At 72.4% G+C, this 26,458-nt stretch carries 19 protein-coding genes; 8 read left to right on the forward strand and 11 right to left on the reverse strand.

Annotated elements, in window-relative coordinates; translation table 11 throughout:
* The first annotated feature begins 132 nt into the window (after window positions 1–132).
* On the forward strand, window positions 133–1,896 hold the full coding sequence (gene aspS, locus M2163_RS26200) for an aspartate--tRNA ligase (protein ID WP_280850422.1): 1,764 nt from the start codon (window positions 133–135) through the stop codon (window positions 1,894–1,896).
* Window positions 1,897–2,011: 115 nt separating this feature from the next.
* Window positions 2,012–2,965, forward strand: a complete 954-nt coding sequence (locus M2163_RS26205; RefSeq protein ID WP_280850421.1) for an intradiol ring-cleavage dioxygenase — start codon at window positions 2,012–2,014, stop codon at window positions 2,963–2,965.
* 71 nt (window positions 2,966–3,036) lie between these two features.
* On the opposite strand, the gene M2163_RS26210 is transcribed toward M2163_RS26205, so the two are convergent.
* Window positions 3,037–6,246: a VCBS repeat-containing protein gene (locus tag M2163_RS26210; protein ID WP_280895188.1), complete on the reverse strand. Its 3,210-nt coding sequence runs from the start codon at window positions 6,244–6,246 to the stop codon at window positions 3,037–3,039.
* 305 nt (window positions 6,247–6,551) lie between these two features.
* Between M2163_RS26210 and M2163_RS26215 the strand changes: the two genes are divergently transcribed.
* Window positions 6,552–7,808, forward strand: a complete 1,257-nt coding sequence (locus tag M2163_RS26215) for a polysaccharide lyase family 1 protein (RefSeq protein ID WP_280897313.1) — start codon at window positions 6,552–6,554, stop codon at window positions 7,806–7,808.
* Window positions 7,809–7,818: 10 nt separating this feature from the next.
* Here the strand turns inward: M2163_RS26215 and M2163_RS26220 are convergent, their stop codons facing one another.
* The 3 genes from M2163_RS26220 to M2163_RS26230 all read right to left on the reverse strand — a co-directional run bounded on the left by M2163_RS26220 (window position 7,819) and on the right by M2163_RS26230 (window position 11,743).
* Entirely contained in the window at window positions 7,819–8,295 is a 477-nt protein-coding gene (locus M2163_RS26220; RefSeq protein ID WP_280850418.1) for a hypothetical protein, read from the reverse strand.
* A gap of 77 nt (window positions 8,296–8,372) precedes the next feature.
* Window positions 8,373–10,100 carry a methionine--tRNA ligase gene (gene metG / locus M2163_RS26225; RefSeq protein WP_280850417.1) on the reverse strand — a complete coding sequence of 576 codons (1,728 nt, stop codon included), beginning with the start codon at window positions 10,098–10,100 and terminating at the stop codon, window positions 8,373–8,375.
* A 146-nt stretch (window positions 10,101–10,246) separates the two neighbouring features.
* On the reverse strand, window positions 10,247–11,743 hold the full coding sequence (locus M2163_RS26230) for a VWA domain-containing protein (protein WP_280895189.1): 1,497 nt from the start codon (window positions 11,741–11,743) through the stop codon (window positions 10,247–10,249).
* A 272-nt stretch (window positions 11,744–12,015) separates the two neighbouring features.
* Here M2163_RS26230 and M2163_RS26235 point away from each other — a divergent pair, with 272 nt between their 5' ends.
* Window positions 12,016–14,073, forward strand: coding sequence for a PhoX family protein (locus tag M2163_RS26235; RefSeq protein ID WP_280895190.1), 2,058 nt, complete (start codon window positions 12,016–12,018; stop codon window positions 14,071–14,073).
* Between the two features lie 14 nt (window positions 14,074–14,087).
* Here the strand turns inward: M2163_RS26235 and M2163_RS26240 are convergent, their stop codons facing one another.
* Window positions 14,088–15,044 (reverse strand): LysR family transcriptional regulator, encoded by a 957-nt coding sequence (locus M2163_RS26240; protein WP_280895191.1) that lies wholly within the window; start codon window positions 15,042–15,044, stop codon window positions 14,088–14,090.
* A 151-nt stretch (window positions 15,045–15,195) separates the two neighbouring features.
* On the opposite strand from M2163_RS26240, the gene snpA reads away from it, so the two are divergent.
* Window positions 15,196–15,858 (forward strand): snapalysin, encoded by a 663-nt coding sequence (gene snpA / locus M2163_RS26245; RefSeq protein ID WP_280895192.1) that lies wholly within the window; start codon window positions 15,196–15,198, stop codon window positions 15,856–15,858.
* Between the two features lie 67 nt (window positions 15,859–15,925).
* Here snpA and M2163_RS26250 read toward each other — a convergent pair whose 3' ends face one another.
* Genes M2163_RS26250 through M2163_RS26260 form a run of 3 tightly spaced genes read right to left on the reverse strand, consistent with a single transcriptional unit; the run spans window position 15,926 to window position 19,578 of the window.
* Complete coding sequence (locus M2163_RS26250; protein ID WP_280895193.1) at window positions 15,926–17,851, reverse strand: FUSC family protein; 1,926 nt, start codon at window positions 17,849–17,851, stop codon at window positions 15,926–15,928.
* A 22-nt stretch (window positions 17,852–17,873) separates the two neighbouring features.
* Complete coding sequence (locus tag M2163_RS26255; RefSeq protein ID WP_280895194.1) at window positions 17,874–18,821, reverse strand: endonuclease/exonuclease/phosphatase family protein; 948 nt, start codon at window positions 18,819–18,821, stop codon at window positions 17,874–17,876.
* Window positions 18,822–18,831: 10 nt separating this feature from the next.
* Window positions 18,832–19,578 carry an alpha/beta hydrolase gene (locus tag M2163_RS26260; RefSeq protein ID WP_280895195.1) on the reverse strand — a complete coding sequence of 249 codons (747 nt, stop codon included), beginning with the start codon at window positions 19,576–19,578 and terminating at the stop codon, window positions 18,832–18,834.
* A gap of 90 nt (window positions 19,579–19,668) precedes the next feature.
* Between M2163_RS26260 and M2163_RS26265 the strand changes: the two genes are divergently transcribed.
* Entirely contained in the window at window positions 19,669–20,997 is a 1,329-nt protein-coding gene (locus M2163_RS26265) for a PLP-dependent aminotransferase family protein (RefSeq protein ID WP_280850409.1), read from the forward strand.
* Here the strand turns inward: M2163_RS26265 and M2163_RS26270 are convergent.
* Both M2163_RS26270 and M2163_RS26275 read right to left on the reverse strand, forming a co-directional pair.
* Window positions 20,906–21,736 (reverse strand): hypothetical protein, encoded by an 831-nt coding sequence (locus M2163_RS26270; RefSeq protein ID WP_280895196.1) that lies wholly within the window; start codon window positions 21,734–21,736, stop codon window positions 20,906–20,908. The two genes, M2163_RS26265 and M2163_RS26270, sit on opposite strands and share 92 nt — an antisense overlap.
* An 86-nt stretch (window positions 21,737–21,822) precedes the next feature.
* Complete coding sequence (locus tag M2163_RS26275) at window positions 21,823–22,251, reverse strand: hypothetical protein (RefSeq protein ID WP_280895197.1); 429 nt, start codon at window positions 22,249–22,251, stop codon at window positions 21,823–21,825.
* A gap of 113 nt (window positions 22,252–22,364) precedes the next feature.
* Between M2163_RS26275 and M2163_RS26280 the strand changes: the two genes are divergently transcribed.
* Window positions 22,365–23,510: a PP2C family protein-serine/threonine phosphatase gene (locus M2163_RS26280; protein WP_280850406.1), complete on the forward strand. Its 1,146-nt coding sequence runs from the start codon at window positions 22,365–22,367 to the stop codon at window positions 23,508–23,510.
* A gap of 70 nt (window positions 23,511–23,580) precedes the next feature.
* The gene (locus M2163_RS26285) at window positions 23,581–25,113 is read left to right on the forward strand and encodes a hypothetical protein (RefSeq protein ID WP_280895198.1); all 1,533 of its coding nucleotides are present in this window, start codon (window positions 23,581–23,583) and stop codon (window positions 25,111–25,113) included.
* On the opposite strand, the gene M2163_RS26290 is transcribed toward M2163_RS26285, so the two are convergent.
* Window positions 25,110–26,345: an amidohydrolase gene (locus M2163_RS26290; RefSeq protein WP_280895199.1), complete on the reverse strand. Its 1,236-nt coding sequence runs from the start codon at window positions 26,343–26,345 to the stop codon at window positions 25,110–25,112. The genes M2163_RS26285 and M2163_RS26290 overlap by 4 nt on opposite strands.
* Between the last annotated feature and the right edge of the window lie 113 nt (window positions 26,346–26,458).

Genomic DNA, 26,458 nt, shown 5'->3' on the forward strand with positions numbered 1-26,458 from the left:
GAACACAGGCTCCGGGAGTGCCACTGTTGGCCGAGTCGTAATGGTGGGGAGGCGATCTCGGCGTCCCCGGTAGGCTGGGAGCTGTTTCACGTGAAACACGCCCCTCGATCCGCGAAGACTGGATGAACGACGATGCATCGGTACAGGTCCCACACCTGCGGCGAGCTCCGCTCCTCTGACGTCGGCACCGACGTCCGGCTGAGTGGCTGGCTGCACAATCGGCGCGACCTGGGCGGCATCCTCTTCATCGATCTGCGCGACCACTACGGCATCACGCAGCTGGTCGCCCGTCCGGGCACGCCCGCGTACGAGGCCCTCGACAAGCTGACCAAGGAGTCCACGGTCCGCGTCGACGGCAAGGTCGTCTCCCGTGGCACCGAGAACGTCAACCCGGACCTGCCCACCGGTGAGGTCGAGGTCGAGGTCGGCGAGGTCGAGCTGCTCGGCGCGGCCGCCCCGCTGCCCTTCACGATCAACACCGAGGACGGGGTCAACGAGGAGCGGCGTCTGGAGTACCGCTTCCTCGACCTGCGCCGCGAGCGCATGCACAAGAACATCATGCTGCGGTCGTCGGTGATCGCCTCGATCCGCTCGAAGATGGTCGCCCTCGGCTTCAACGAGATGGCGACCCCGATCCTGTCGGCGACCTCCCCCGAGGGCGCCCGCGACTTCGTGGTCCCCTCCCGTCTGAACCCGGGCAAGTTCTACGCCCTGCCGCAGGCGCCGCAGCAGTTCAAGCAGCTGCTGATGATCTCCGGCTTCGACCGCTACTTCCAGATCGCGCCCTGCTTCCGTGACGAGGACGCGCGCGCGGACCGTTCGCCGGGCGAGTTCTACCAGCTCGACGTCGAGATGAGCTTCGTCGAGCAGGAGGACGTCTTCCAGCCGATCGAGCAGCTCATGACCGAGCTGTTCGAGGAGTTCGGCAACGGCCGTCACGTCACCTCGCCGTTCCCGCGGATCCCGTTCCGCGAGGCGATGCTGAAGTACGGCTCCGACAAGCCGGACCTGCGCGCCCAGCTGGAGCTCGTCGACATCACCGATGTCTTCGAGGGCTCGGAGTTCAAGGCGTTCGCCGGCAAGCACGTGCGGGCGCTGGCGGTGCCGGACGTCTCCGCGCAGCCGCGGAAGTTCTTCGACCAGCTCGGTGACTACGCGGTCTCGCAGGGCGCCAAGGGCCTGGCCTGGGTGCGGGTGGCCGAGGACGGTTCGCTCTCCGGCCCGATCGCGAAGTTCCTCACCGAGGAGAACGTCGCCGAGCTGACCAAGCGGCTGTCGCTGGCCGCCGGGCACGCGGTGTTCTTCGGCGCGGGCGAGTTCGACGAGGTCTCGAAGATCATGGGCGCGGTCCGCGTCGAGGCCGCCAAGCGTGCCGGGCACTTCGAGGAGGGCGTCTTCCGGTTCTGCTGGATCGTCGACTTCCCGATGTACGAGAAGGACGAGGAGACCGGCGCGATCGACTTCTCGCACAACCCGTTCTCCATGCCGCAGGGCGGTCTGGAGGCCCTGGAGACCCAGGACCCGCTGGACATCCTGGGCTGGCAGTACGACATCGTCTGCAACGGTGTCGAGCTGTCCTCCGGCGCGATCCGGAACCACGAGCCGGAGATCATGCTCAAGGCCTTCGAGATCGCGGGCTACGACCGGGAGACCGTCGAGGAGAAGTTCGCGGGCATGCTGCGCGCCTTCCGCTTCGGCGCCCCGCCGCACGGCGGCATCGCCCCCGGCGTCGACCGCATCGTGATGCTCCTCGCGGACGAGCCCAACATCCGCGAGACCATCGCCTTCCCGCTCAACGGCAACGCCCAGGACCTGATGATGGGCGCGCCGACGGAGCTGGAGGAGGCCCGGCTGAGGGAGCTGCACCTGTCGGTGCGCAAGCCGCAGCCGAAGTAGGCGCTGATCCGAAGTGGCCCGGAACCGACGTCGGTTCCGGGCCACTTCGGCGTTGTACGGAAACCACAGTCCGCTCCCACGTGGATGACAGCCTCCTTACCTAACTTGCCTGTCCATGACGGGAAACCAGCAGCCGGACCACCGGCAGTCGGCCCATGAGCCGAAACACAAGAAGGACCTCACGCGGCGCAAGGTCGTCGTGGCCGGAGCGGGCGCGGCCGTGGCGGTGGGTGCGGCCGGCACCCTCGCCGCGTCGGGTGCCTTCGCGGGCGAGGCGAGCACGACGGCCTCCGCGAGCAGCAGTTCCTCCGCTGCCGAGGCCTGCTACAAGCTCACCTCGGAGACCACCGAGGGGCCGTACTACATCGACGCGGACAAGATCCGCCAGGACATCACCGAGGACAAGGAGGGCATCCCGCTCACCCTCAACCTCAAAGTGATCGACTCCGAGACCTGCAAGCCGATCGCCGGCGCCGCCGTCGACATCTGGCACTGCGACGCGCTCGGCATCTACTCGGGCTACGAGGCCTCGTCGGCCGGCGGTGGCGGCACCGCCCCGACCGACGCGCCCTCGGACATGCCGAGCGGTACCCCGACGGGTGAACCCCCGTCGGGCGCGCCGACCGGTGGCACCGGTGGCGGAGTACACCAGGACCCCACCGACGACGAGCGCTATCTGCGCGGCACCTGGAGGACCGACCGGCACGGCCAGGTCACCTTCCGGACGATCTTCCCGGGCTGGTACCGGGGCCGCTGCGTGCACATCCACACCAAGGTGCACGTCAACGGCGAGTGGACGGACGCCGGTTACGAGGGCGGCAACACCTGCCACACCGGCCAGTTCTTCTTCGACGAGGAGTCCGTGCTGGCCTCCGCCGAGGTCGAGCCGTACTCCACGAGCACCACCGAGCGCACCACGCTCACCGAGGACACGATCTACGACCAGAGCGGCACCACCGGCGGCCTGCTCAAGCTGAAGTACAACAAGAAGAACATCGCCAAGGGCGTCATCGGCTCGATCACGATGGGCGTCGACCCGGACGCGACGAACGACAACACGTCGATCTGATCCCCACACGAAGAGGCGCCCGGGACCGTGCGGTCCCGGGCGCCTCCCTGTGCGTCACGATCCCTCGGATCCTAGGAAAGGAACTTGTAGCCGCTGAAGCCGGTGGCGATCTTCACCCTTGCTCCGAACGAGCCCCTGCCGTCGCCGCTGTTGCGCCACAGGGTGCCGCCGGTGTCGCGGGAGACGAGGTCGGCCTTGCCGTCGTCGGTGATGTCTCCGACGCCGACGATCGCGTTGTAGGAGCCGCCCCAGTTGGTGAAGAGCTTCACGCGGGCCTTGAAGGTGCCGGTGCCGGTGCCGTCGTAGCGGTAGAGGGTGTTGGAGGTGTCCTGGGCGAGCAGGTCGCCGCGGCCGTCGCCGTTGAGGTCGCCGGCGCCGATGATCTTCTTGTAGCCCTTCCAGTTGTCGTAGAGCTTCACGCGCCCGGAGAGCTTGCCGGTGCTGGTGCCCTTGTAGAGGTAGACCGTGCCGGTGGACGCCCCCCGTGCGATCAGGTCCGGGCGGCCGTCACCGCTGACGTCACCGGGCGAGGTCAGGATGTCGTACTGGTTCCAGCCGCTGGTGCTCAGCGTGGTGTACGACGTCGACGGCTTGACCGCGGAGCCGCAGCCGGGCTTGTACAGGCGCAGGGCGCCGCTGCTGAGGCGGACCAGGACGTCGTTGCAGCGGTCGCCGCTGAGGTCGCCGAACGGGATCGCCCTGATCGTGGTGGGCCAGCCGCCGGCGCTGACCTTCTCGCCGAACCTGCCCGTGCCGGTGCCGCCGTGGAAGGTCAGGCCGCCGGAGGTGTTGAGGGTGAGCAGGTCACCGCGGCCGTCCGGGCCGTCGGGGCTGACGAAGTCGTGGCGGACCGCCGAGCCGTGCAACAGGTAGCCCTCGCCGCTCGTCACCGTGACCGGGGCGGCTGTGCCCAGGCCGGTGGCCTTGAGCGTCCAGGTGAACTCGCCGTGGGGGAACGGGATCCCGCTCGACGTCTTGCCGTTCCAGTTCGCCGTCACTTCCGCCGAGGCCGCGCCGCCGGTGAGGGTGCGGGTCGCCCTGCCGGTCGCACCGCTCTGCACCGAGGTGAAGGTCAGGGACCAGGAGGTGACCGGACGGGACAGCACCCACCGGCCGCTCCAGGCCGACGCGGAGCCGGGCTCCACATAGCCCTCGGCCTCCGCGCGGAACGCCGTCACCGCGGACGGCGTGACACCGGTGGTGGCCACGTGCGTCTGCTCGAAGGTGTCGAACCAGGCGACCAGACCGGTGTACTCGTCGACCGTCCACCGGAAGCGGCGGTCCACGGCGAGACCCGAGTCGGGCAGCCCGGAGGCGACCACGCGGGTGGCGCCGGTCGTCGTGTCGGTGAGGACCAGCTGGTCGGCCCCGTGGTCGTGGCGGATCGTGAAGCCGTCGCCGAGCAGGACGTCACCAGGCGTCACCGCGACCGACCTGGCGGCCTTGGTGTCGTAGACGCCCGCCGAGGCGCCGGCGCAGGACCAGTACACCCAACGGCCCGCCGCCTGGAGCTCGCTCGGCACACAGCCGAGGTCCGGGACGTCGACCGTGGAGAGGGTCTTCCTCGTGGTCAGGCTGTACGAGGTGAGCCGGCCCGGGGTGGTGGTCGCGCTCCAGAGGGTGGAGCCGTTCAGGGCGGCGGCACGGACCGAGCGCTTGATCGGATCGCCGTAGCCGAACTCGCCGATGTACTGCGTCGGGGTGGTACCGCCCGAGTTGTAGACGGCGTAGTCGTCGGAGACGTCGACGATCTCGCCGTCCTGGGTGCCGTACGTCAGCGTGTAGTTGGACCAGCCGTCGTGGATGGAGACCAGCTGGTCGGCGTTCTCCAGACCGCTGCCGCCCTCGTTGACGTCGGCGAAGGTGTTGAGGAAGACGTCGTCGGGGCCCGAGACGCTGTTGCCCCACAGGGCGGAGCAGGTGGTGCCCGGGTAGGGGCACTTGGCGGCCACCGAGTCGCCTTCCGTGGCCGCGGAGGCGGTCAGCGCGGCGGCGCCGTCGGTGGTGAGGGTGCGGACCGAGGTGGTGTCCATGGAGCTCGTGGAGCTCTTCTCCGCCACCCGCAGGCTGCCCCGGCTCAGGGCGACGCCCGTCTTGGCGTTCTCCAGCGGCGGCACCTTGGCGATCTTCTTCAGCTGCGGGGTGCCGTCCGCGCCGGTGACGACCCGCTGCACCCACCAGTCGGCCGCGCCGGAGCCGCCGGTGACCAGCGCGGTCCCGTCGGGGGCGGCCAGGGGGGTGCCGTACGACCACGTCAGCAGCGTCTTCGTGGTGCCGTCGGCCAGGGAGACGGCCCGGACGGAACCGCCGTTGGTGGCGAGGACCAGCCAGCCGTCGGTCAGCACGGGCACCGGGGTGCCGGCCAGGTCCTCGCCGGCCACCGGGACGGTCTCGGCGGCGGTGAGGTCGGCGCGCGGCTTGAGGTGCAGGCCGGAGGCCTCGGTGTACCAGCCGACGCGGTCCTGCGTCAGCACGACCTCCGGCACCGTCTCCCGGGACAGGCCGGTGAAGGCCGGGGTCAGCTCGGCGCTGGCGAAGTCGAGGTAGGCGACGGTGTACGACGTGAAGTCGCCGTTCTCGTCGCGGTCCGGGTAGGTCAGCAGGGCGCCCTGCGCGTCGCCGGTGCGCCCGGTGTTGATCTCCCAGGTGCCGTCGGCGGGCAGCCCGGAGACCACGCGGTCGCGCTGCTTGCCGTCGACCAGGTCGACGAGGTGCAGCACATAGCCGTCGAGTTCCTGGCCGTCGACGACGCCGTTCCACTCGACGGTGACCGTCGTCTCGCCGTACGTGCCGACGCGGGTTGCCGACTGGCTGAGGTCCAGGGTGCTGAGGGCGCCGCCGCCCGGGCTCCACAGCGACACCGGGTCGCCGTAGGTGCGGTGGGGCAGGGCCACGGTGTCGGCGGCCTGCCCGAACACGCCCGAGGCACAGCGCGCGGAGATGTCGTAGCAGCTGGTGGTGGTCGGCTGGTAGACGCCGGTCGGGCCCTCGACGGGCACGGTGGCGCCGTCCGCGTAGCCGGTCCACAGGAGGCCCGCGACTCCGGACTGCCGGTGCAGGTAGCCGGTCGCGCCCGCGGCGAGCAGGCGTTCGGTGCGGGGGGTGGTGCTGCGGGGATCGTCCAGGACGATCTCGGTGGTGCCGGCGGACGCGGTCGTGGCCGCCTGCGCGCCGGTGTCCTCGGTGCTGGAGAACAGGGTGATCGAGCCGGCCGCCACCGCTACGGCCAGGGCGGAGACGAGCGTGGCACGGCCCGCTCGTCTCGGGGCGTGTCTGCCCAACTGGGGGTCCTTCCCTATGAGTCAGCAAACCTTATCCACAGGTAAGAGGGGAGTGAAGGGCGGGTAAGGGGATGCGGGAGAGGCGGAAGAGGCGAGCAGGGAAGAAAACCGTGCGGCACGGCAACCCCGTTGATCCCGGCGGCCACTTGAGGGCGGAAGCGCTTCACCGGTGCTTCATGAAACGCACATGTCCTACCACCGCTCGTAAGGAAAACCCGTGGCCTCTGCCTCTCACCGCCGGCAAGCGCCGCACCCTGGTCGTCTCCGCCGCCGTGGTGGCCGCGGGCGTCGGCGCCGGTGCCGTCGTGATGAACGCCAACGCGGGGACGGTGGACCTGTACCACCAGACGCTCGCCGCGAAGGACGGCTGGGCGTCCTCCGGCACGGGCACGACCGGGGGCTCGAAGGCCGACTCCGCGCACACCTTCACCGTCTCCACGCGGGCGCAGCTCGTGAAGGCGCTGGGCTCGGCGTCCGACAGCACCCCGCGGATCATCAAGGTCAAGGGCACCATCGACGCCAACACCGACGACGCCGGCAAGAAGCTGACGTGCGCGAACTACGCGGCCGGGACGGGCTACTCGCTCTCCGCCTACCTGAAGGCGTACAACCCGGCCACCTACGGCCGCTCGAAGCTGCCGTCGGGCACGCAGGAGACCGCGCGGGCCGCCGCGCAGAAGAAGCAGGCCGCGAACATCGTCTTCAAGGTGCCCGCGAACACCACGATCGTGGGGGAGCCGGGCACCAAGGCCGGCATCTCCGGCGGCATGCTCCAGATCCAGAACGTGGACAACGTCATCGTCCGCAACCTCACCTTCGCCGCCACCGAGGACTGCTTCCCGCAGTGGGACCCGACCGACGGCGACGACGGCAACTGGAACGCGAACTACGACGCGGTGACCCTGCGCGGCGCCACCCACGTGTGGGCGGACCACAACACGTTCACGGACGCGCCGCACCTGGACTCCGCCAACCCGCAGTACTTCGGCCGCGAGTACCAGATCCACGACGGGGCCCTGGACATCACCAAGAGCTCGGACCTGGTGACCGTCTCCCGCAACCAGTTCACCAACCACGACAAGACGATGCTGATCGGCAGCAGCGACAGCGAGCCGAGCGGCAGGCTGCGCGTCTCGATCCACCACAACGTGTGGAAGGGCATCGTCCAGCGCGCCCCGCTCGCCCGGGTCGGCCAGGTCCACATCTACAACAACCTCTACGACGTCACGACCCTGAACGGCTACGCGGTGCAGTACAGCATCAACTCCCGCGCCAAGGCCCAGGTCGTCGCCGCGGACAACCACTGGACGGTCCCGTCGGGCGTGAAGGTCACCAAGCTGCTGTCCGGCGACGGCACGGGCGCGATCGCGGGCTCCGGCAACCTCGTCAACGGCACGGCGACCGACCTGGTCGCCGCCTACAACGCCGCGTCCTCGAAGGACCTGAAGACGACGGTGAACTGGACGCCGACCCTGACGGCGGGCCTGGAGACCTCGGCCTCGTCGGTGAAGAACCTGCCGGCGTCGCTGGCGACGACCACGGGCGCGGGAGTGCTCTCCTAGCCGACGCCTCTCAGGTGTCGTAGGTCCCGTCCCAGGGTTCCGCGAAGGCGAGGCGGTCCGGGTAGAGCTCCGCCCACTGTTCCCCCTCGTCCTCGCGGATCACCAGGCCGAAGCGGACGCCCTCGTGGATGACGCTGAAGGGACGGATCGCGATGTCCGTGTACGAGCGGCGCGGGAGGCTGCGGAGCAGGGTCGCCCGGTGCACCTGGGCGCGGGTGAGGGGCGAGGCGTCGCCGCCCGGGTCGCGCTGCTGCTCCGCCCAGGTGCCGGCGCACCAGATGTCCGAGTCGCGGTAATTGCCCTCGGTGTCGAAGGTGTGCAGGACCGCATACAGGCGTTTCTGATCTTCCCAGCCTTCCTCGAGGCGGAATCCCTCGGGAAAGGCATACGTGATCGACGCCAGGAACTGACCCTCCGCATACCGCCCGATCGTCTCGGTGCGGTGCTTCGGCTCGTACGCGACAGGAATGACCCCGGGCACTGCCATGGCGCAAACCATACGGCTTGGCGCGGACACGGCGATGCCCGGGTCGGTGTCCGGACGGTCCGGCGACGGCTTCCGGACTACTCCGGGGAGCCGCCGAAGCGCTCCTTGTACGTCTCCAGGTCCTCGTCCGTCAGCTTGGCGAACAGGACCGGGGGGACCGTGAAGGGGACGCCGGGGGTGAGGGCGGTGAGGGCGCGGGCCTCGTCGGCGGTGACCCAGGTGGCGGTGTCGTCGGGCAGGGCGAAGGCCTGGCGCATGGCGGCCGAGGTCGCCGGGATGAAGGGTTCCGAGACCACCGCGTACAGGTGGATCAGGTTCATCGCCGTGCGCAGTGTCAGCGCCGCGCCGTCCTTGTCCGTCTTGATCTCCAGCCAGGGGGCCTTCTCCTCCAGGTAGGAGTTGCCCGCCGACCACAGGGCGCGCAGGGCGGCAGCCGCCTTGCGGAACTGGAGCGCCTCCATCTGCTGCTCGTACTCGGCGAGCAGACGGGCGATCTCCTCGCCCAGCTTCGCCTCCGCCTCGCCGGGCTCGCCGCCCGCCGGGACCTCCTCGCCGAAGCGCTTCTTCGAGAAGGACAGGACGCGGTTGACGAAGTTGCCGAGGGTGTCGGCGAGGTCCTTGTTCACCGTGGCCGTGAAGTGCTCCCAGGTGAAGGACGAGTCGTCCGACTCGGGGGCGTTGGCGATCAGGAAGTAGCGCCAGTAGTCGGCCGGGAGGATGTCGAGGGCCTGGTCCGTGAACACGCCCCGCTTCTGGGACGTGGAGAACTTGCCGCCGTAGTACGTCAGCCAGTTGAACGCCTTGACGTAGTCGACCTTCTTCCACGGCTCGCGCACACCCAGCTCGGTCGCCGGGAACATCACCGTGTGGAAGGGGACGTTGTCCTTCGCCATGAACTCGGTGTAGCGGACCTCGGTGTCGACGTCGTACCACCACGACTTCCAGTCGCGGTTCTCCGGGTCTGTGTCTCGCGCGGCGTCCGCCCACTCCTTCGTCGCGCCGATGTACTCGATCGGGGCGTCGAACCACACGTAGAAGACCTTGCCCTCGGCCGCCAGCTCCGGCCAGGTGTCGGCCGGGACCGGCACGCCCCAGTCCAGGTCACGGGTGATCGCGCGGTCGTGCAGGCCCTCGGTCAGCCACTTGCGGGCGATGGAGGAGGCCAGCTGCGGCCAGTCGGCCTCGTGCCGGGAGACCCACTCCTCGACCTCGTGCTGGAGCTTGGACTGCAGGAGGAAGAGGTGCTTGGTCTCGCGGACCTCCAGGTCGGTGGAGCCGGAGATCGCCGAGCGCGGGTTGATGAGGTCCGTCGGGTCCAGGACCCGGGTGCAGTTCTCGCACTGGTCGCCGCGGGCCTTGTCGTAGCCGCAGTGGGGGCAGGTGCCCTCGACGTAGCGGTCCGGCAGGAAGCGGCCGTCGGTGGGCGAGTAGACCTGCCGGATCGCCCGCTCCTCGATGAAGCCGTTCTCGTTGAGGCGGCGGGCGAAGTGCTGGGTGATCTCGACGTTCTGCGCGCTGGAGCTGCGGCCGAAGTAGTCGAACGCGAGCGCGAAGCCGTCGTAGACCGCCTTCTGCGCGTCGTGCGCCTGCGCGCAGAACTCGTCGACGGGCAGCCCCTGCTCCTTGGCGGCCAGCTCGGCCGGGGTGCCGTGCTCGTCCGTCGCGCAGATGTAGAGGACGTCGTGGCCGCGCTGGCGCAGGTAACGGGAGTAGACGTCCGCCGGGAGCATGGACCCCACCATGTTGCCCAGGTGCTTGATCCCGTTGATGTACGGAAGGGCGCTGGTGATGAGGTGTCGAGCCATCGGGGGCTGCTCCCAGGTCGGGTCGTTTCAAACGTGTGCTTGCGAACCTTGAAATCGTAGCCGACATGGGTGGGCCGCCCGCTTCCCGTTTTACGGGGTGGGAAGGGGCGGCCGATCGTCTGCGACGGTGGTGCGGTGCTACGGCGTCAGGGGCGCCAGTTCGCCAGGATGCCCTCGTAGACCTCGGCGTCCGTGAGCTCCTTCGGGGTCTCGCCCGCGAGGAAGTGGGACGTGTTGGGGAGCTTGAGCTTGCGCAGGTAGTCGAAGGCCTTGTTCTCCGGGTCACCGAAGGCGACGAAGGAGAAGAAGACCGTGGGGTGGGACTTCGCCGCCTCCGTCAGGGCCTGGGTGGCGGGGGTCTTCGCGTCCGGGGCGCCGTCGGTCTGGAAGACGACCAGGGCGGGGGTGCCGGGGTTCTCCTTGGTGTGGTGCGCGAGGACTTCCGCCACGGCCGCGTGGTAGCTGGTACGGCCCATGCGGCCGAGGCCGGCGTGGAGCTCGTCGATCTTGTTCTCGTGGTCGGTGAGGGTGAGCTCGCCGGTGCCGTCGAGTTCGGTGGAGAAGAAGACGACGTGCACCGTGGACTCGGGGTCCAGGTGGGCGGCGAGGGCGAGGGTCTGCTCGCCGAGTGCCTGCGCGGAGCCGTCCTTGTAGTACGGGCGCATGCTCGCGGAGCGGTCCAGGACGAGGTACGTCTTCGCGGTGGTGCCGGTGAGGCCGTGGGCGGCGAGGGTGGTGGCGGCGGCGTCGTGGGCGGTGCGGAGGGTGGGGGGTACCGTCACCGACCGGCCTTCGGCCGGGTCGTCGTCGTTCCCACCCGCAGCACCCGTACCACTTTCGTCGTCGGCCGCGGGTGGCCCCTGTGGGGCGTCCTCACCGTCGGCGGCGGGCGCGGGCGCGTGCTCCGCTGCGACGGGGGCGGCAACCTCGGCGACCGGCTCGGGCTCGGGCTCCAGCTCGGGTACGACCGGCTCCGGCTCCGGCTCTACGACCGTCTCGGGCTCCGGGGCGGGGACGACCTCGGCGACCGGCTCGGGCTCGGGCTCGGGGGCGGGTTCCGCCTCCGCGGCCTGCGGCTCGGGGGCGGGTTCCGCCTCCGCGGCCTGCGGCTCGGCCTCGTCCACCGAAGCGGGCGCCGGCTCTTCAGCCACCGGCTCCTCTACGGCGGGCTCAGCCGCCTCAGTCGTCTCGGCCGCCTCAGTCGTCTCGGCTACGACCTCCTCAGCGCCCTGCTTCTCGTCCGCAGCCTCGGTCACCGCGGGGGCCTCCTCCGCGGCCGGTGCCTCCTTGGCGGGCTCCTCCGCGACAGGCGCCGACGTCGGCTGCTCCGGCTCGGTGACCGGTGCCTCGGCCGGCACCGCCTCGGGCGACACCGGCGTCTCCTCCGCCGCCGCCCCCGCCGGAGGCGCCTGCTTCGGGACCGTCACGTTGTTGAACGCGGCCGAGACCAGTTCGTGCTCGGAATCGGAATCGGTGTCCGGTGCCTCGGCGCGGGGTTCGGGAACCGTGGCCGTCGCCGTCGCCGGAGGCGCCTGGGTCGGTGCCGTCGCCTCCTGCGAAGGAACCGCACCCTCTGCCTCGGTGGCAGCGCCCTTGCGTGATCGGCCGCCGAACGCGTTCCGCAGGAGAGTGAGAATGCCCATGTGCGCAACCCTTCGCATGAGTTGTAGCCCGTCAATCCCTGGCCAGGACGGACACGTAAGGTTAGCGGCCCCGGATTGCGATCTTGGGCAGGGGCGCCCACCCGGGGCCCGGGGAGTCAAGACCTGCTTCCGGCCGTCACTCGCGCGGGACGTCAACTCCGCTACGTCCACCCCGGGTTCATCCACCGTTCACCGCCCCGCCCCGCTCTCGCACATACGCGCGCCTAGCGTCCGTCAAGCGAGCTTCAAGGGGAAGCAAGGGGAGAGCAAAAGTGCGCGTACAGCTGCCGTTGATCAACACCGCCCATGGGCGATCCGCCCTGACCTGCCGTTTCCGGTGCGGTGACGCCTGTTTCCACCCGGCGCCCAACACCTCCGCCAACCCGTACGTCGGCGACGTCATCGCCTCCGCGCTCAGCCGCCGCTCGATGATGCGCGCCGCCGCCGTCGTGACCGTCGCCGCCGCGGCCGGCACCGCGGGCACCGTCGTCGCGGCCCCCTCGGTCGAAGCCGCCCCCCAGGCCCCGACCGGGTGGAAGCCGAAGGGCAGGGCCGCCCGCGGTCTCCGCTTCACCCCGGTCGCGCCCAACACCGAGGACACCGTGACCGTCCCGGCCGGTTACTCCCAGAACGTCGTCGTCCGCTGGGGCGAGCCCATCCTGCGCGGCGCCCCCGCCTTCGACCCGGAGAAGCAGACCGCCGCCGCCCAGGCCGGCCAGTTCGGGTACAACAACGACTTCCTCGCGCTGCTGCCCGTGCCGGGCGAGCGCGGCCGGCAGGTGCTCGTCGCCAACCACGAGTACACCGATGAGGTCCTGATGTTCCGCGGCTACGACGCCGCCGCCCCCACCCGTGAGCAGGTCGAGATCGCCTGGGCCGCGCACGGGCTGTCCGCCGTGGTCGTGGAGGAGAACAAGAAGAACGGCGCGCTCACCGTCGTACCCCGCCACCATCTGAACCGGCGCGTCACCGCCACCACCGAGTTCCGGCTGACCGGCCCCGCCGCCGGCTCCGACCTGCTGAAGACCTCCGCCGACCCGACCGGCCGCAAGGTGCTGGGCACGCTCAACAACTGCTCCGGCGGCACCACCCCCTGGGGCACCACCCTGCACGGCGAGGAGAACTTCAACCAGTACTTCGCGGGCGCGACCCGGGCGACGGACAAGCGGTACGGGATCGGCACGGGCGCCAGCGAGCGCAAGTGGGAGCGGTTCGACAAGCGGTTCGACGTCGCCCAGGAGCCCAACGAGGTGCACCGGTTCGGGTACGTCGTCGAGCTCGACCCCTACGACCCCTCCTCCGCGCCCCGCAAGCACACCGCGCTCGGCCGGTTCAAGCACGAGGGCGCGACCGTACGGCTCACGGACGACGGGCGGCCGGTCGTGTACTCCGGCGACGACGAGCGCTTCGACTACTTCTACAAGTTCGTCGGCAGCAAGCGGATGAAGCACGGAACCTCCCGGGCCGTGCGGGAGCACAACCTCTCGCTGCTCGACGAGGGGACGCTGTACGTCGCCCGGCTCACCGGGGACTCCCCCGCGATCGAGGTCGACGGGACCGGGAAGCTGCCCGCCGACGGTGAGTTCGACGGCAGCGGCGAGTGGATCCCGCTGGCGACCGCCACGGCGAAGGGGGCCGTGTCGCACGTCGAGGGCATGAGCGCCGACGAGGTGTTCGTCTTCACGCGGCTCGCCGGGGACAAGGTCGGGGCGACCAGGATGGACCGGCCCGAGGACATCGAGCCCAACCCGCGCACCGGCAAGGTGTACGTGGCCCTGACGAACAACACCAACCGGGGCGTGGGCGCGAATGCCCCGGCCGACGAGGCCAACCCCCGCAACGCCAACAAGCACGGCCACATCCTGGAGCTCACCGAGCGCTGGAACCGGGCCGACAGCACGCGGTTCGCCTGGACGCTGTTCCTCGTCGCGGGCGACCCCGAGGACCCGGCAACCTACTTCGCCGGGTTCCCGAAGGACGACGTCAGTCCCATCTCCTGCCCGGACAACGTGGCCTTCGACCCGCACGGCAACCTGTGGATCTCCACGGACGGCAACCAGCTCGGTTCCCACGACGGTCTGTTCGGCGTGGCCACCCGTGGCGAGCGGCGCGGTGAGCTCAAGCAGTTCCTGACCGTGCCGACCGGCGCGGAGACCTGCGGCCCGCTGGTGCAGGACCGGCGCGTCCTGGTCGCCGTGCAGCACCCGGGGGAGATCAACGGGGCGACGGTGGAGAACCCGGCGAGCACCTGGCCCGACGGACCGGGCAGGATCGTGCGCCCGGCCGTCGTGGCGGTGTGGCGCAAGGACGGCGACGACATCGGCGTCTGAGCCCCGCGGCTCCTTCAGGGAATGGCCGGAACCGTCGGTCGCGCCTCCCGGCGCCCGGCACCGTCGCGTTCCAGCCATTCCCGGTAGGCCGGCGCCTGCCGCGCGCTCTCCCAGTACGCCTCCTCCAGCGCGGGACGGACCCCGTCCAGGTCCGTCTCGGTGCGGGCCGCGAGGAGGAGCCGTACGCCGAGCGGGTCGCCCTGGAGCCGCCGTACCGCCATGTCGGGGCGGGGCACCCGGGTCGGCTGGCAGACGGTGACGACCTCGCCGGTGGCGACCAGGGCGTCGGCGGTGTGGTAATCGCCGTGCAGCACGACGGGGTTGACGCCGGCCGCGCGGAACATGCGGTGCACGGCGTCCCATTCACCGTCGACGGTGGGGTCGATCATCCAGCGGTCCCGGGCCAGGTCGGCCAGGGTGACCGTGGGTTTCGCGGCCGCAGGGTGGTCGGCGGGCAGCGACACGAACTGCGGCTCGCGTTCCACCAGGACCCGCAGGCACAGCTCGCGCGGGATGCGCAGCGGGCAGCCCTCCACCTCGTGCACGAACGCCACGTCGAGCTGTCCTTCGGCGACCATGTGCAGCAGGGCGTTGGGGGAGACGTTCATGTGCAGGGTGGGGTCCTGGCCGCGGGCACGCAGCCGGCGCAGCCAGCCGGACAGGGCCCGGGACGCGGTGGAGCCGACACGCAGCTGAGGTCCGCCCGTGGCGGCCGCGCGGGCATCGGCTACCAGGGAGCGCATCTCGGCCACCAGCGGGCGGGCGCGGCTGAGGACCAGCCGGCCCAGCGGGGTGGGGCGGCAGCCGGATCTCGCGCGCACGAACAGGGCGCCGCCCAGAGACTGTTCGATCCGGCGCAGCTGGGTGCTCAGCGACGGCTGGGACACGCCCAGCTGACGGGCGGCCCGGTGCAGGCTGCCGGTGTCGGCTATGGCCACCAGCGCGCGGAGGTGTCGCACCTCAAGGTCCATGCGATCGGAGCGTAAGGCGGGGGAAGGGCTTTCACCAGAGGCGCCGAACTCCCGTGATAGGGCCGCGCTATCACCTGTTGGCATCATCACAGCCGTCGCACAGCCACCGACACTCACATCGACGACTCACCCCCCCACCAAGGAGTCCTCGATGCGCAAGTACACCCATGCCCTGACCGCCGGCGCGATGGCCCTCGGACTGGCAACGGCCGGTCTGGTCACGGCGGTTCCCGCGACCGCGGCACCGGCTCCCGCACCGCGGGCCGGATACACCGCCGCCACGACGACGGACACCAGTGAGGCCTTCTTCCAGGCCGTCCTCGCGTCCGTGGCCGAGAAGCGGGCCGCGCACCCCGACAGCACGGCGGCCGTCACCGTCGTCTACGACGCCTCCCGGGCGCCCTCGTTCAGCGCGCAGATAAGCCGCAGCGCCCAGATATGGAACAGCTCGGTCTCCAACGTCAGACTCCAGTCGGGGTCGGCGTCGAGCGCCGACTTCTCCTACCGCGAGGGCAACGACTCGCGCGGTTCGTACGCCTCGACCGACGGTCACGGCAGCGGGTATGTCTTCCTGGACTACCGCCAGAACCAGCAGTACGACTCGACCCGTGTCACCGCCCACGAGACCGGACACGTGCTCGGTCTGCCGGACCACTACTCCGGTCCGTGCAGTGAGCTGATGTCGGGCGGCGGCCCCGGCCCGTCCTGCACCAACGCCGTCCCGAACGCCGCCGAGCGCAGCCGGGTCAACCAGCTCTGGGCGAACGGCCTGGCCGCGGCCATGGACAAGGCCCTGCACAAGTCCGACCGCTAGCCGCCACCCCCCACCCCGGTGCGGGCCGCCCACCACGAGAGGGCGGCCCGCACCGGCATGCCGCCGGTCAGCGCGGTGAGGTGATCGCCCGGGCCGCCGCCACCTCCTGGCGGACCGGCTCCAGCACACTGCCCGCGGGCCCGGTGAGGTCGGTGCGGACCTCGTAGAGGGTCTCCGCCTCGCGCAGCCCCTCCGCCAACTCGCGCAGCTGAAGGGCGACCTGGCCGACCTCGGCCGGGGACGGGGGCTGTGCTCCGTGCCGTACACGGACGCGTGCCGCGGTCGTCGCGTCCACGATGCGTTCGACCGCGACGACCAGCGGCCACCAGGCGGCGGCCCGGCGTCCGGTGGGCGGCGGTTCGGTCAGCGCGCGCTGGAACTCCGTACGGATGACCGAGAGGTCGCGGTAGAGGCGGCGGCGCATCCGGGCGCGGGCCGAGGGTTCCGTGCTCGGCAGGAAGGCCGACTCCACATAGGTCGCCGTGTCCGCCACCGCGTCCGCCAGCCGGTCGCCGACCCGGGTGTGCCAGCTCTCCGGCCACAGCAGATAGCCCGCGACCAGGGCGATCGCGCAGCCCATCAGGGAGTCCAGCAGACGGGGCATCAGCAGGGCGGTGCCCTGGTGGTTGAGGACGTCCGACAGCAGGAGGATCACCGGGGTGATCGCGGCCGTCTGGTAGCCGTACCCGCGCGGGGTCAGGGCGGGGATCAGCGGGGCCAGCACCAGCATCACCGCCACGTCCCACCATCCGCGCGGCACCTGGGAGAGCACCGCCGCCGCGACCACGAGCCCGGCCACCGTGCCCAGCGCCCGCAGCAGGGCCCGCGAGAACACCGAACCGAAGTCCGGCTTCAGCACGAAGGTGATCGTCAGGGCCACCCAGTAGGAGCGGGGCACGGGGACGATCGACACCAGTGCCTGGGCCAGCCCGATGCACAGGGCGAGCCGCAGGCCGTACCGCCAGGACGCCGCCGACAGGGCCACGTTCCGAGCCGCCCGGGCGGCGCGCACGCCGAGCGCGGCCGGGCGGCCCAGCCGGTCGTCGATGCCGCTCGGATCCACGTCCGGCGCGGCGACGACCTCGGCCGCGTGGCGCAGGGCGTGGTCGACGGCGCGGGCGGTCTCCGACACCGGAACCGGCAGACGCAGTCCGGTCGGTCCCGTGTACCCCGTCTCCACCGCCTGGGCGAGATGGCGGACCGCCTCCGGGATCTCCGGTGCCAGCGGCCGGCCGGACAGGTGGGCCGCGGGGGCCGCCTCCACCACCGGTGTGATCGCGTTCAACTGCGCCAGCAGCCGGGTGAGTTCGGGGCTGCGGCCGTGATGGCGGGCGCGCCGGGCGAGGACGAGGTCGTACGACTGGTTCAGGGACTGGGTGACGGCGTGCCGTGCCTCGTCGTACTCCGCGCGGCCGCAGGCGGCCATCAGGCCGGCCACCGCCCGGTAGCTGCCCGCGACCGCCGCCCGCTCCGGCACCCCGGACCTGAGCGGCCAGGCGAGCAGGGCCAGCAGCAGGACGAGCAGTCCGCCGCCGGTCATCAGCAGCGGGGCCGTCCACCACTCGCCCGGCATCGGAAGGCCCGCGCCCACCACGGAGTTCAGCAGCAGGAGCAGTCCCGAGACCGAGGCGACCGCGCCGATCGTCGAGATCATCCCGGAGACGAGGGCGACCCCGGTGACCGCCCAGACGGCGAGCCATCCCTGGCCGTAGACCAGCGAGCCGAGCGTGACGCCGACCGCGCCGAACAGCTGGGGGATCGCGATGTTGAGGATGCGCATGCGGTACGCGTCCGCGGTGTCGCCGATGACCCCGGACAGGGCGCCCATGGAGGCGAGGGCGCCGTACAGGGGCCGGTCCACCGCGAGGCCGACCGCCAGGGGGAGGGTCATCGCGATCGCCGCGCGGGCCACGGCGGGCCAATTGATTGGTGCCTGCTGCGGTTGGAGGTTCCGGACCAGCCAGTCGGGCGGGGTGAGGCCGATGCGGGACATGGGGTCATTATGAACACCCAGGTCAACCGGGTCCGTGCAGCGCGATGTCGACCAGCAGGGCACGGTGGTCGGTGTCCGCGAGGTCCAGGAACCTCGCGGACCTCGCCGAGAACCGCGCCGACACCAGCACGTGGTCGATCTGCGCGCCGATCGCCGGGGCGGTGCGGGCCGGCCAGGTCGGTGTGCGGCCGGACCCGGCGAGGCGGGCCGCGTCGCGCAGTCCGGTGTCGAGGATCGCGCGGAAGGCCGCGTGGTCCTGGGAGGCGTTGAAGTCGCCGGCCAGGACGGTGGGGGAACCGGTGGCGGCGGCGAAGTCCCGCAGCTCCCCCAGCTCCCGCCGCCACACGTCCAGTTGGCCCGGCAGCGGCGGCATCGGATGCGCGAGCTGGAGCCGTACGGCATGACCGCGTACGTCGGCCATGGCCCCCGGCATGCCCATGGTGCTGCCCCGGATCCCGGCGGCGGGCTCCAGGGGGAAGCGGCTGAGCACGACGGACCCCCTCGAGCCGGCGCCCTCCACGGACCGCCGGTACGGATAGTCCTCGGACAGGGCCCGCCGCAGGGCCGCCGAGCAGCCGTACTCGCACTCCTGCACGAACACGACGTCAGGTCGGTGCTCGCGGACGGCGGTGACGAGAGCACCGGTGGCCCGGCCGAACTCGACGTTCGAGGTCAGGACGCGGAAGGAGGCGAGCACCCGCCCGTCCGGTTCGCCGCCCTGCCCGTAGGGGGCGAGGAACCACGCCAGCAGTCCCATCACGACGACCGCCCAGAGGGTCCCCGGCCACCAGCGGGCCAGCAGGGCGAGGGCCAGGCCCGCTGCGGCCGGCGCGAGCAGCCACGGGAGGAAGGCGAGCAGCTGGGGGACGGGGGTGATCCCGTCCGTGTCGGCGAGCCGGCACCCCAGGACGACGCTCACGGCGGCGAGGAGCAGGGCGGCGGTCCAGGTACCGAGTCCTCGGCGGGTCACCGTCCCGAGCCTACGAGCGGGCGTCGACCTTCGCCAGGAACTCCCCGAGCACCGCGTTGAACTCCCCCGCCCGCTCCAGGTTCGGCAGGTGCGCCGCGCCCTCGAAGACGTGCAGCCGCGACTCGGGGAGCGCCGCGTGCATGGCCTCGGCGTCGGAGACCGGCGTCCAGGTGTCGTCGGCGCCCACCAGCACCAGCGCCGGGACCGTGACCCGGGTCAGCAGCTCGCGGTAGTCGGGACGGGCGGCGCGGGCGCGCAGGGCCGCCGCCGCGGAGGCGGGGCGGGTGGCCGCCATCATGCCGTGGACGTGCGCCTTGACCTCGGGAGCGGCGTACGGCGCGACCATCTTCTCCAGCACCTCGTCGGCGTACCCGCGCATGCCCTCGCGCTCCAGCCGCTCCGCCATGGCGTGCCGGACCCGCACGCCCTCGGGGGTCTCCGCCGCCGGGGAGGTGTCGGCGAGGACCAGGCCCCGGATCCGCCCGGGGAAGCGCCGGTAGCAGTCCATGGCGATCTGGCCGCCCATGGACAGGCCCGCCAGCACACAGGCCCGCACGTCGAGTTCGTCCAGCAGCGTCTCGATGTCCTGCGCGAAGCGCTCGAAGCGGTCGACCTCCGCGGGCGGTTCCGCGCCGCCGTAGCCGCGCAGGTCGGGCGCGACCACGCGGCGGGAGGCGGAGAACGCCTCGATCTGGGGGCGCCACATCGTGTGGTCGAAGGGGTGGCCGTGCACCAGGACCAGGGGGATCGCCGTCATGACGCCGACCCTAGGTCGGCCCGACTTCTCGGTGCAATAAAATCTTTGCCCTCGGTGCAATCATGGGCAGGGCGGCAAGAGGGGGTCCCCGTGCACGACTACCGGCGCATCGCCGACCGCATCGCGGCCGACATCACCACCGGACGGCTCCGGCCGGGCGAACGTCTGCCCCCGCAGCGGCAGTTCGCGCGCCGGCACGGCATCGCCGCCTCGACGGCCGAGCGGGCGTACGGCGAACTCGTCCGGCGGGGACTGGTCGTCGGCGAGGTCGGACGCGGCACCTTCGTGAAGGCCACCGTCCCCGGGCGGCCCGCCAGGGGACTCGTCGAGGACGCCGGGACCCCCGTCAACCTGGAGCTCAACTACCCCTCCGCCGAAGGCCAGTCCGAGCTCCTCGCCGGCACCCTCGCGCCCCTGCTGCGCCCCGACGTCCTCACCGAGGCGCTCCGCCCCGCCGCCGCCACCGGCACCCCGGCCGCCCGCGAGGCCGTCGCCGCCCTCCTCACCACCCCCGGCTGGCGCCCCGGCCCCTCCCGGATCCTCTTCACCGGCAACGCCCGCCAGTCCGTCGCCGCCGCCCTCGCCTCCCTGGTGCGGCCGGGCGGCCGGGTCGGCGTGGAGGAGCTGACGTATCCCGTGGTCAAGGACATCGCGGCCCGGCTCGGCATCACCCTGGTGCCGCTGGCCACGGACGAGGACGGCCCGCGCCCGGAGTCGGTCGCCGCGGCCCACCGCACCGCTCCCCTGTCGGCCCTCTACGTGCAGCCGACCCTGCACAACCCGACGTCGCTCACCATGAGCCCGGGACGCAGGCGCCGGCTCGCCGACGTCGTGCTCGACCTGGGCATCCCCGTCGTGGAGGACCGCATCTGGTCGTTCCTGGCGGAGGCCGACGACCCCTTCGCCGCGCACGCCCCCACCCTCACCCACGTCGTCGACGGCCTGTCCAAGCGGGTCGCGCCCGGGCTGACCGTCGGCTTCCTCGTCGTACCGGAGGAGCGGGTGGACGCGGTGGCGGACGCCGTCCGTTCCGGGGGGTGGAGCGCGGGGCGGTTCGCCCTGGAGGCGGGGACGCGGTGGACGGCGGACGGGACCGTGGCGCGGCTGGTCGAGGCCAAGCGGGCGGACGCGGCACGCAGGCAGCGGGTGCTGGCCGAGTGCCTGGACGGGTTCGCCGTGCGGTCCGATCCGCGCGCCTACTACGCCTGGTGGCAGCTCCCGGCCCCCTGGCGGGCGGACACCTTCACGGCCGCCGCCGCCGCGCTCGGCATCGCCCTGACGCCCGGGCCCTCCTTCGCCGTCGACCCGAACCGCACCCCGGACGCGGTCAGGCTCGGGCTCGCGTCGGCTGCTGTGCCGGATCTGCAACGGGCGCTGCGGACCCTCGCGGGGCTCGCGGCGAGCCGTACCGGCCGGTGAGCCAGCAGCTCAGGGCCACCGTCAGACCGACGGCCACCAGCAGCCAGGAGACCGTGCGCAAGGTGCCGGTCAGGGCGTCGTAGACGGCGCCCGCGGCCGGGCGGCGCACCGGGTCGGCCAGGTCGGTCAGGGTGAGGCGGCGGCCGACGGCGACGGCGAGGCCGAGCAGCGCGCCGCCCAGTGCCGTGCCGAGGGCGGTCGCGGTGAGGGCGCGGCGGCGGCAGGCGGCGACCGCGATACCGGCGACGGCCAGCGTGGCGGCCGTGACGGGCAGCCAGAAACCGGCGACTTCGAGCACGTCGTAGCCCTTCCGGAGACGGTCGAGCGCGGGCGCCGGGAGCACGGCGACCTCGGTGCGGGGCAGGGCGGCCCGGTGCTCCACCCGGGCGGCGATCGGGGCGATGTCGACGGTCACCTCGTGGTGGCCGCCCTCCCGCACCGCTCGCAGCACGGCCCGGTGGACCGCCCTGTTGCCCGCGTCCCAGGCGGTGCCGAAGGCGTGGGTGCGGGTGAGGGTGCGCACGAAGGGCCGGGCCGGCTCGCCGACCTCGCCCGCCACCGCGTCCGCCACGCTGTCCTGCACGGCGGGGTCGGCGGCCAGCGGCGCCAGCGCGGTGACGTACCGGTCCGTGTCGGCGAGGCCGTACGCCACCCAGGCCGCCGGCGCGCCGAACGGCACCAGGAGACAGGCCAGGGCGATCAGGGCGGCCGACAGGGCGGCCTGGACACGGGAGGTCACCTCTCCAGGCAAGACGGTCGCGGGCGGACGCGCGAGCCGTGGCGGCCGAACGGGTGTTCCGCGCCGGCCGGGGCCCCGCGCGCCCGCTACCGGATCCGGTTCCCCTCAGCGTCCTCGTGCGTGTAGTAGCGGTAGAAGAACACCAGGAAGATCCCCACCGCGACCGCCAGCCCCAGGGCCGTCGAGCGCAGCACGCTCTCGCCCGTCTGGCTGTAGAGGAAGCCGACGGCCGCACCGGCGAAGCCGGACTTCACGGCCGAGTGCAGTTCCCGCTTCAGCAGCGGGGCGAATGTCGCCACGGCGATGCACAGCACGATGAAGGCGATCGCCGTGGCAAAGCCGAACAGCACGTTCCAGCCGGTGATCGGCCCGCCGTGACGGCGGTTCGCGGCCGCCCAGTAGCCGTAGACCAGTCCGAGCACGACCGGGACGCCGTACCGGGCGGCCGTGTGCACCTTGGCGCTGAAGACATCGGGTGTCCGGGCGAACCCGCCCGCGGGTGCCGCATGAGCCATGGGAGCACTCCTCTCTGTCCACCCCGCTCCGCCCCCGACTACCAGAGCACACCTGCGAGGGGGCGCTGGCAAGTCGGATGGCGGCGGGGGACACCCCGTGTTTCGCTGGCCCCATGAGCGGTGTCGGCCGGGGACAGGTGCTCCGCGTCCGCGGCCGCAGTGTCGCCTGGGTGCCGCCCCTCCTGCTGCTGGCCGCGATCACCGCGATCGACTACAACACGGCCGCCCAGTTCCGGATGATCTCCTGGGTCGTGCTGGTGCCCGGCATCGCGGCCGCGATCTGCGGTGTCCCGGCCACCGCCGCCTTCGCCGCCCTCGCCCTCGTCACCTACGTGGTCGCCGACGGCTCCTGGCCGCACCAGTACCGGTCCGGCCTGCCCGACTTCATCCTGGTCGCCGTCGGAGGCATCCTCGCCGTCCTGGCCTGCGCGGTGCGCCTGCGCGGCGAGCGCAGCATGCTGCACATGCGGGACGTCGCCGACACCACCCGCCGTACCGTGCTGCGCCCGCTGCCGCCCGTGTGGGGCTGCCTGGAGCACGCGGAGGTGTATCTCGCGGCCGACAGCGAGGCCCGCGTGGGCGGCGACTTCTACGACATCCAGCCCGGTCCGCACGGCACCCGCGTGCTCGTCGGTGACGTCCAGGGCAAGGGGCTCGGCGCGGTCGAGGCGGCGGCCGCGCTGCTCGGCACCTTCCGTGAGGCGGCGTACCACGAGCCGGAGCTCGCGACGGTCGCCGAGCGGCTGGAGATCCGGGTGCGCCGGCACGGCGGGCATGTCACGGCGCTCGGCCGCGACGACGGCGACCGCTTCGCCACCGCCGTCCTGCTCGGCTTCCCCGAGGCCGGCACCGGCGTGGTGGAGGCCATGGTCTTCGGTCACGAACCGCCACTGGTGGTCGGCCCCTCGGGGGTACGGCCGCTGCTCGCCGCCGGCGGACTCCCGCTGGGCCTCACCGATCTGTCCGCCGACGGCCCGCCGCCCGTCCACCGCGTCCCCCTCGGTCCCGGCGAGACCGTCCTGCTGACCAGCGACGGCGTCACCGAGGCCCGTGACGGCAGCGGGGAGTTCTACGCCCTCGCCGACGAGGTGACCCGCGCCCTCGCCGCCGACCCGCGCGCCGCCGAACCCCGCCGCCTGGTGGCCCTCGTCCGCGACGGCACCCTCGGGCACTGCGGCGGACGGCTGCTCGACGACACCACGGTCTTCGCGGTGCGCAGGGCCGACGAGGGGGCAGGAAAGGGACGTTTGCCGTCCTGAGAACTCCCCTTCGCAGCCGCACCGGTTACCGTGCTGCCGTACGTGATCGACGGGGGATGGGGAGGGACCGATGCCCGGAACCGTGCTGCTGCTCGCCGCCTCACCGGTGGGCAAGAGCCGTCTGGTGGACGCGGCGTCCGTGCTTCCCGTCCTCGCGGCCGTGCCGCCCGCCGTGCTCTCCGGCACCGAGACGGCCAACGTCGTCGAGCTCGCCGACCCCCTGGAACCGCAGGCCGTCCTGACCCGCCTGCGCGCCGTCGCGGCCACGCCGGGCCCGCTCACCGTCTTCGTCACCGGCCAGCTCGCCCTGGACCGCCGCCAGCACCTGCCGCACCTCGCGCTGGCCCGCACCACCCCGGCCACCGTGCGCTACACCGCGCTGCCCTGGCAGTGGATCCGCGAGGAGTTCCGGCTGCGTTCCCCGGGGTCGACGACGCTCGTCCTCGACCTGCACGCCGACGCCGACAGCTGGGGATGGCTGCGGACGCACGCGCTCGACTGCGGCCGCAACAACGCGGTGTTCGGGCGGATCGCGCCGCCGCCCTCCCGTCGTACGGTGGCGGCGCCGGCGTACATGAAGACGATCGCGACGATTCTGCGCAGCGGGTGGCGTCCGCCGGTCGAGCAGCTCCATCAGCAGGCGTTCACCAGGCTAGGGCCCGACGCGTACGGGGACGTGGTGCTGACCGTACCGCCGCTGCCCACCCCCGCCGGCCCTGCCCCCGGCTACCAGACCCCGCACCCGGCGGCCACGGCTCCTGCCCAGCCGGTGACGGCACCGGCGGGCGTCGCCCCCGAACCCTCGTCCTGGCCCGAGCAGCCGGGCTCCCAGGCCCCGCACCCGGCGGCCACGACTCCTGCCCAGCCGGTGACGGCACCGGCGGGCGTCGTCCCGGGTCCGCCCTCCCGGCCCGAGCAGCCGGGCTCCCAGGCTCCGGCGGTCGCGGCTCCTGCCCAGCCGGTGGCCGCTCCCGGCCTGCCGCCTCGGCCCGAACAGCTGCGCCCGCAGGCACCGGACCGGGCTCCGCAGCCTGCGGGTGCCGTTCCTTCTTCGTCCGGGGACCTTCAGCGCTCCGGGGTGTACGGGGCCGTGCCGCCGATGCCGGTGGCGCCACCGGTGGGCGTCGTCCCCGGACCGCCGCGCCCCCAGGCGGAGGTCGCCGCTGCCTCCCCCGCGCAGGACCCCCACGTGCAGGTGACCGTCGCCGTGCAGGCCGGGCGCCATCAGGAGGCCGACACGCTTGCCGCGGCGCACGAGCAGACCGCCGCCCGGGCCCACGGTCCCGCCTCCGAGCAGGCCCTGCACTGGTCCGAGGTCCGGGCGGACCTCGCGATGTTCGCCAGGGACTCGGCACGCAGCTGCCGGATCTGGCTGACGGTGGCCGAGACCCGGCTGGCCGCCGGGCAGGCCCCGGACTCGCCGGGCGTGGAGAAGGCCGTCGACCGGGCCCACCACCAGTGGGGCCAGGTGCGCGACAAGTCCCGGGCCCAGGAACTCGGCGCGCTGCTCGCCCAGTTGCGCGCCCGTGTCCCGGGCCGCCGCCCCGGTGCCCTGGAGAACGTGCGGAAGCAGCTGCGGGAGCTTCAGGCCACGCCGTTCTAGCCGAGCATCGCGAGCGCCCCCGACACCAGGGTCCGCACACCCGGCGCCACCGTCGACAGGTCCGGGGCGAAGTGCGGGCTGTGGTTGCTGGGGACGGCGTCGAACTTCTCCGTCAGGTCCGCGCCCGGCGCCGCGTCCCAGGTGGCGGCCGGGGTGCAGGTCACGAACCAGTAGGAGTAAGGGAGTTCGCCGAGCGCGAGCTTCGAGAAGTCCTCGCTGCCCATCGCCGGGCCGGAGTCGAAGACGGTGTCGGTGCCGAAGACCTCGCGGTGCACGGCGGCGATCCGGTGGTCGGTCTCCGGGTCGTTGACCGTGACCGGGAACGAGCCGCCGAGGGTGACCTCGGGCTCGCGCGGACAGCCGGCCGCACGGCACTCGCCCTCGGCGATCCGGCGGATCGCGGCGAGCATCCGCTCCCGCACCGCATCGGACTGGGTGCGCAGGTTCAGGGAGATGCGGGCGACGGAGGGGATGATGTTCGGGGCCGTGCCCGCCTCGATCCGGCCGACGGTCAGCACCGCCGACTCGCGCGGTCTGATCTCCCGGCTGACGACCGTCTGGAGCCGCGTGACGATGTAGGCGGCCGTGACGACCGGGTCCACCGTCGTCTCGGGGCGCGAGCCGTGTCCGCCCCGGCCGTGCACCACGATCTCCACGTCCGTCGTCGCCGACATGATCAGGCCCGGCACGTGCGCGTACAGACCCGCCGGACCCGGCACCGCGTGCTGGCCGAGGAGCACGTCGGGGCGCGGGACCCGGTCGTAGAGGCCGTCGGCGACCATCGCGGCCGCTCCCCCGCCGGCCTCCTCGGCGGGCTGACCCACCAGGACCAGCGTCCCGGACCAGGCGTCCCGGCCGTCCGCGAGCGCCTTCGCCGCCCCCGCGAGCCACGTCACATGCAGGTCGTGCCCGCAGGCGTGCATCACCCCGGGCGTCTCGGAGGCGTACGGCAGCCCGGTGCGCTCCTCGACCGGCAGCGCGTCCATGTCGGCGCGCAGCAGGACGGTGGGGCCGTCGCCGTTGCGCAGGACGCCCGCGACGCCGGTGCCGCCGATGCCCTCCGCGGTCTCGAAACCGGCCGCCGTCAGCCGCTCGGCGAGCCGGGCCGCCGTGCGGTGCTCCTCGCCCGACAGCTCGGGGTGGCGGTGCAGGTCCCGGTAGAAGTCCTCCAGGTCGGGGACCGGGAGACCGGCGGTGAGGTCGAGCGCGGTACGGGCTGCGACAGAGGTCATGCGGGCAGCGTAGGGGGCGGGGGCGCCGACCGCAGGGGTGCCGTGGGCCGCGGTGCCTCGGTCGCCGGTGTCACTTGGTGGAACCTTTACCCGGGCGGATCCGTTGACCGGAT

Origin of the sequence: Streptomyces sp. SAI-135 (genome assembly GCF_029893805.1) — a bacterium.
Taxonomy (GTDB): domain Bacteria; phylum Actinomycetota; class Actinomycetes; order Streptomycetales; family Streptomycetaceae; genus Streptomyces.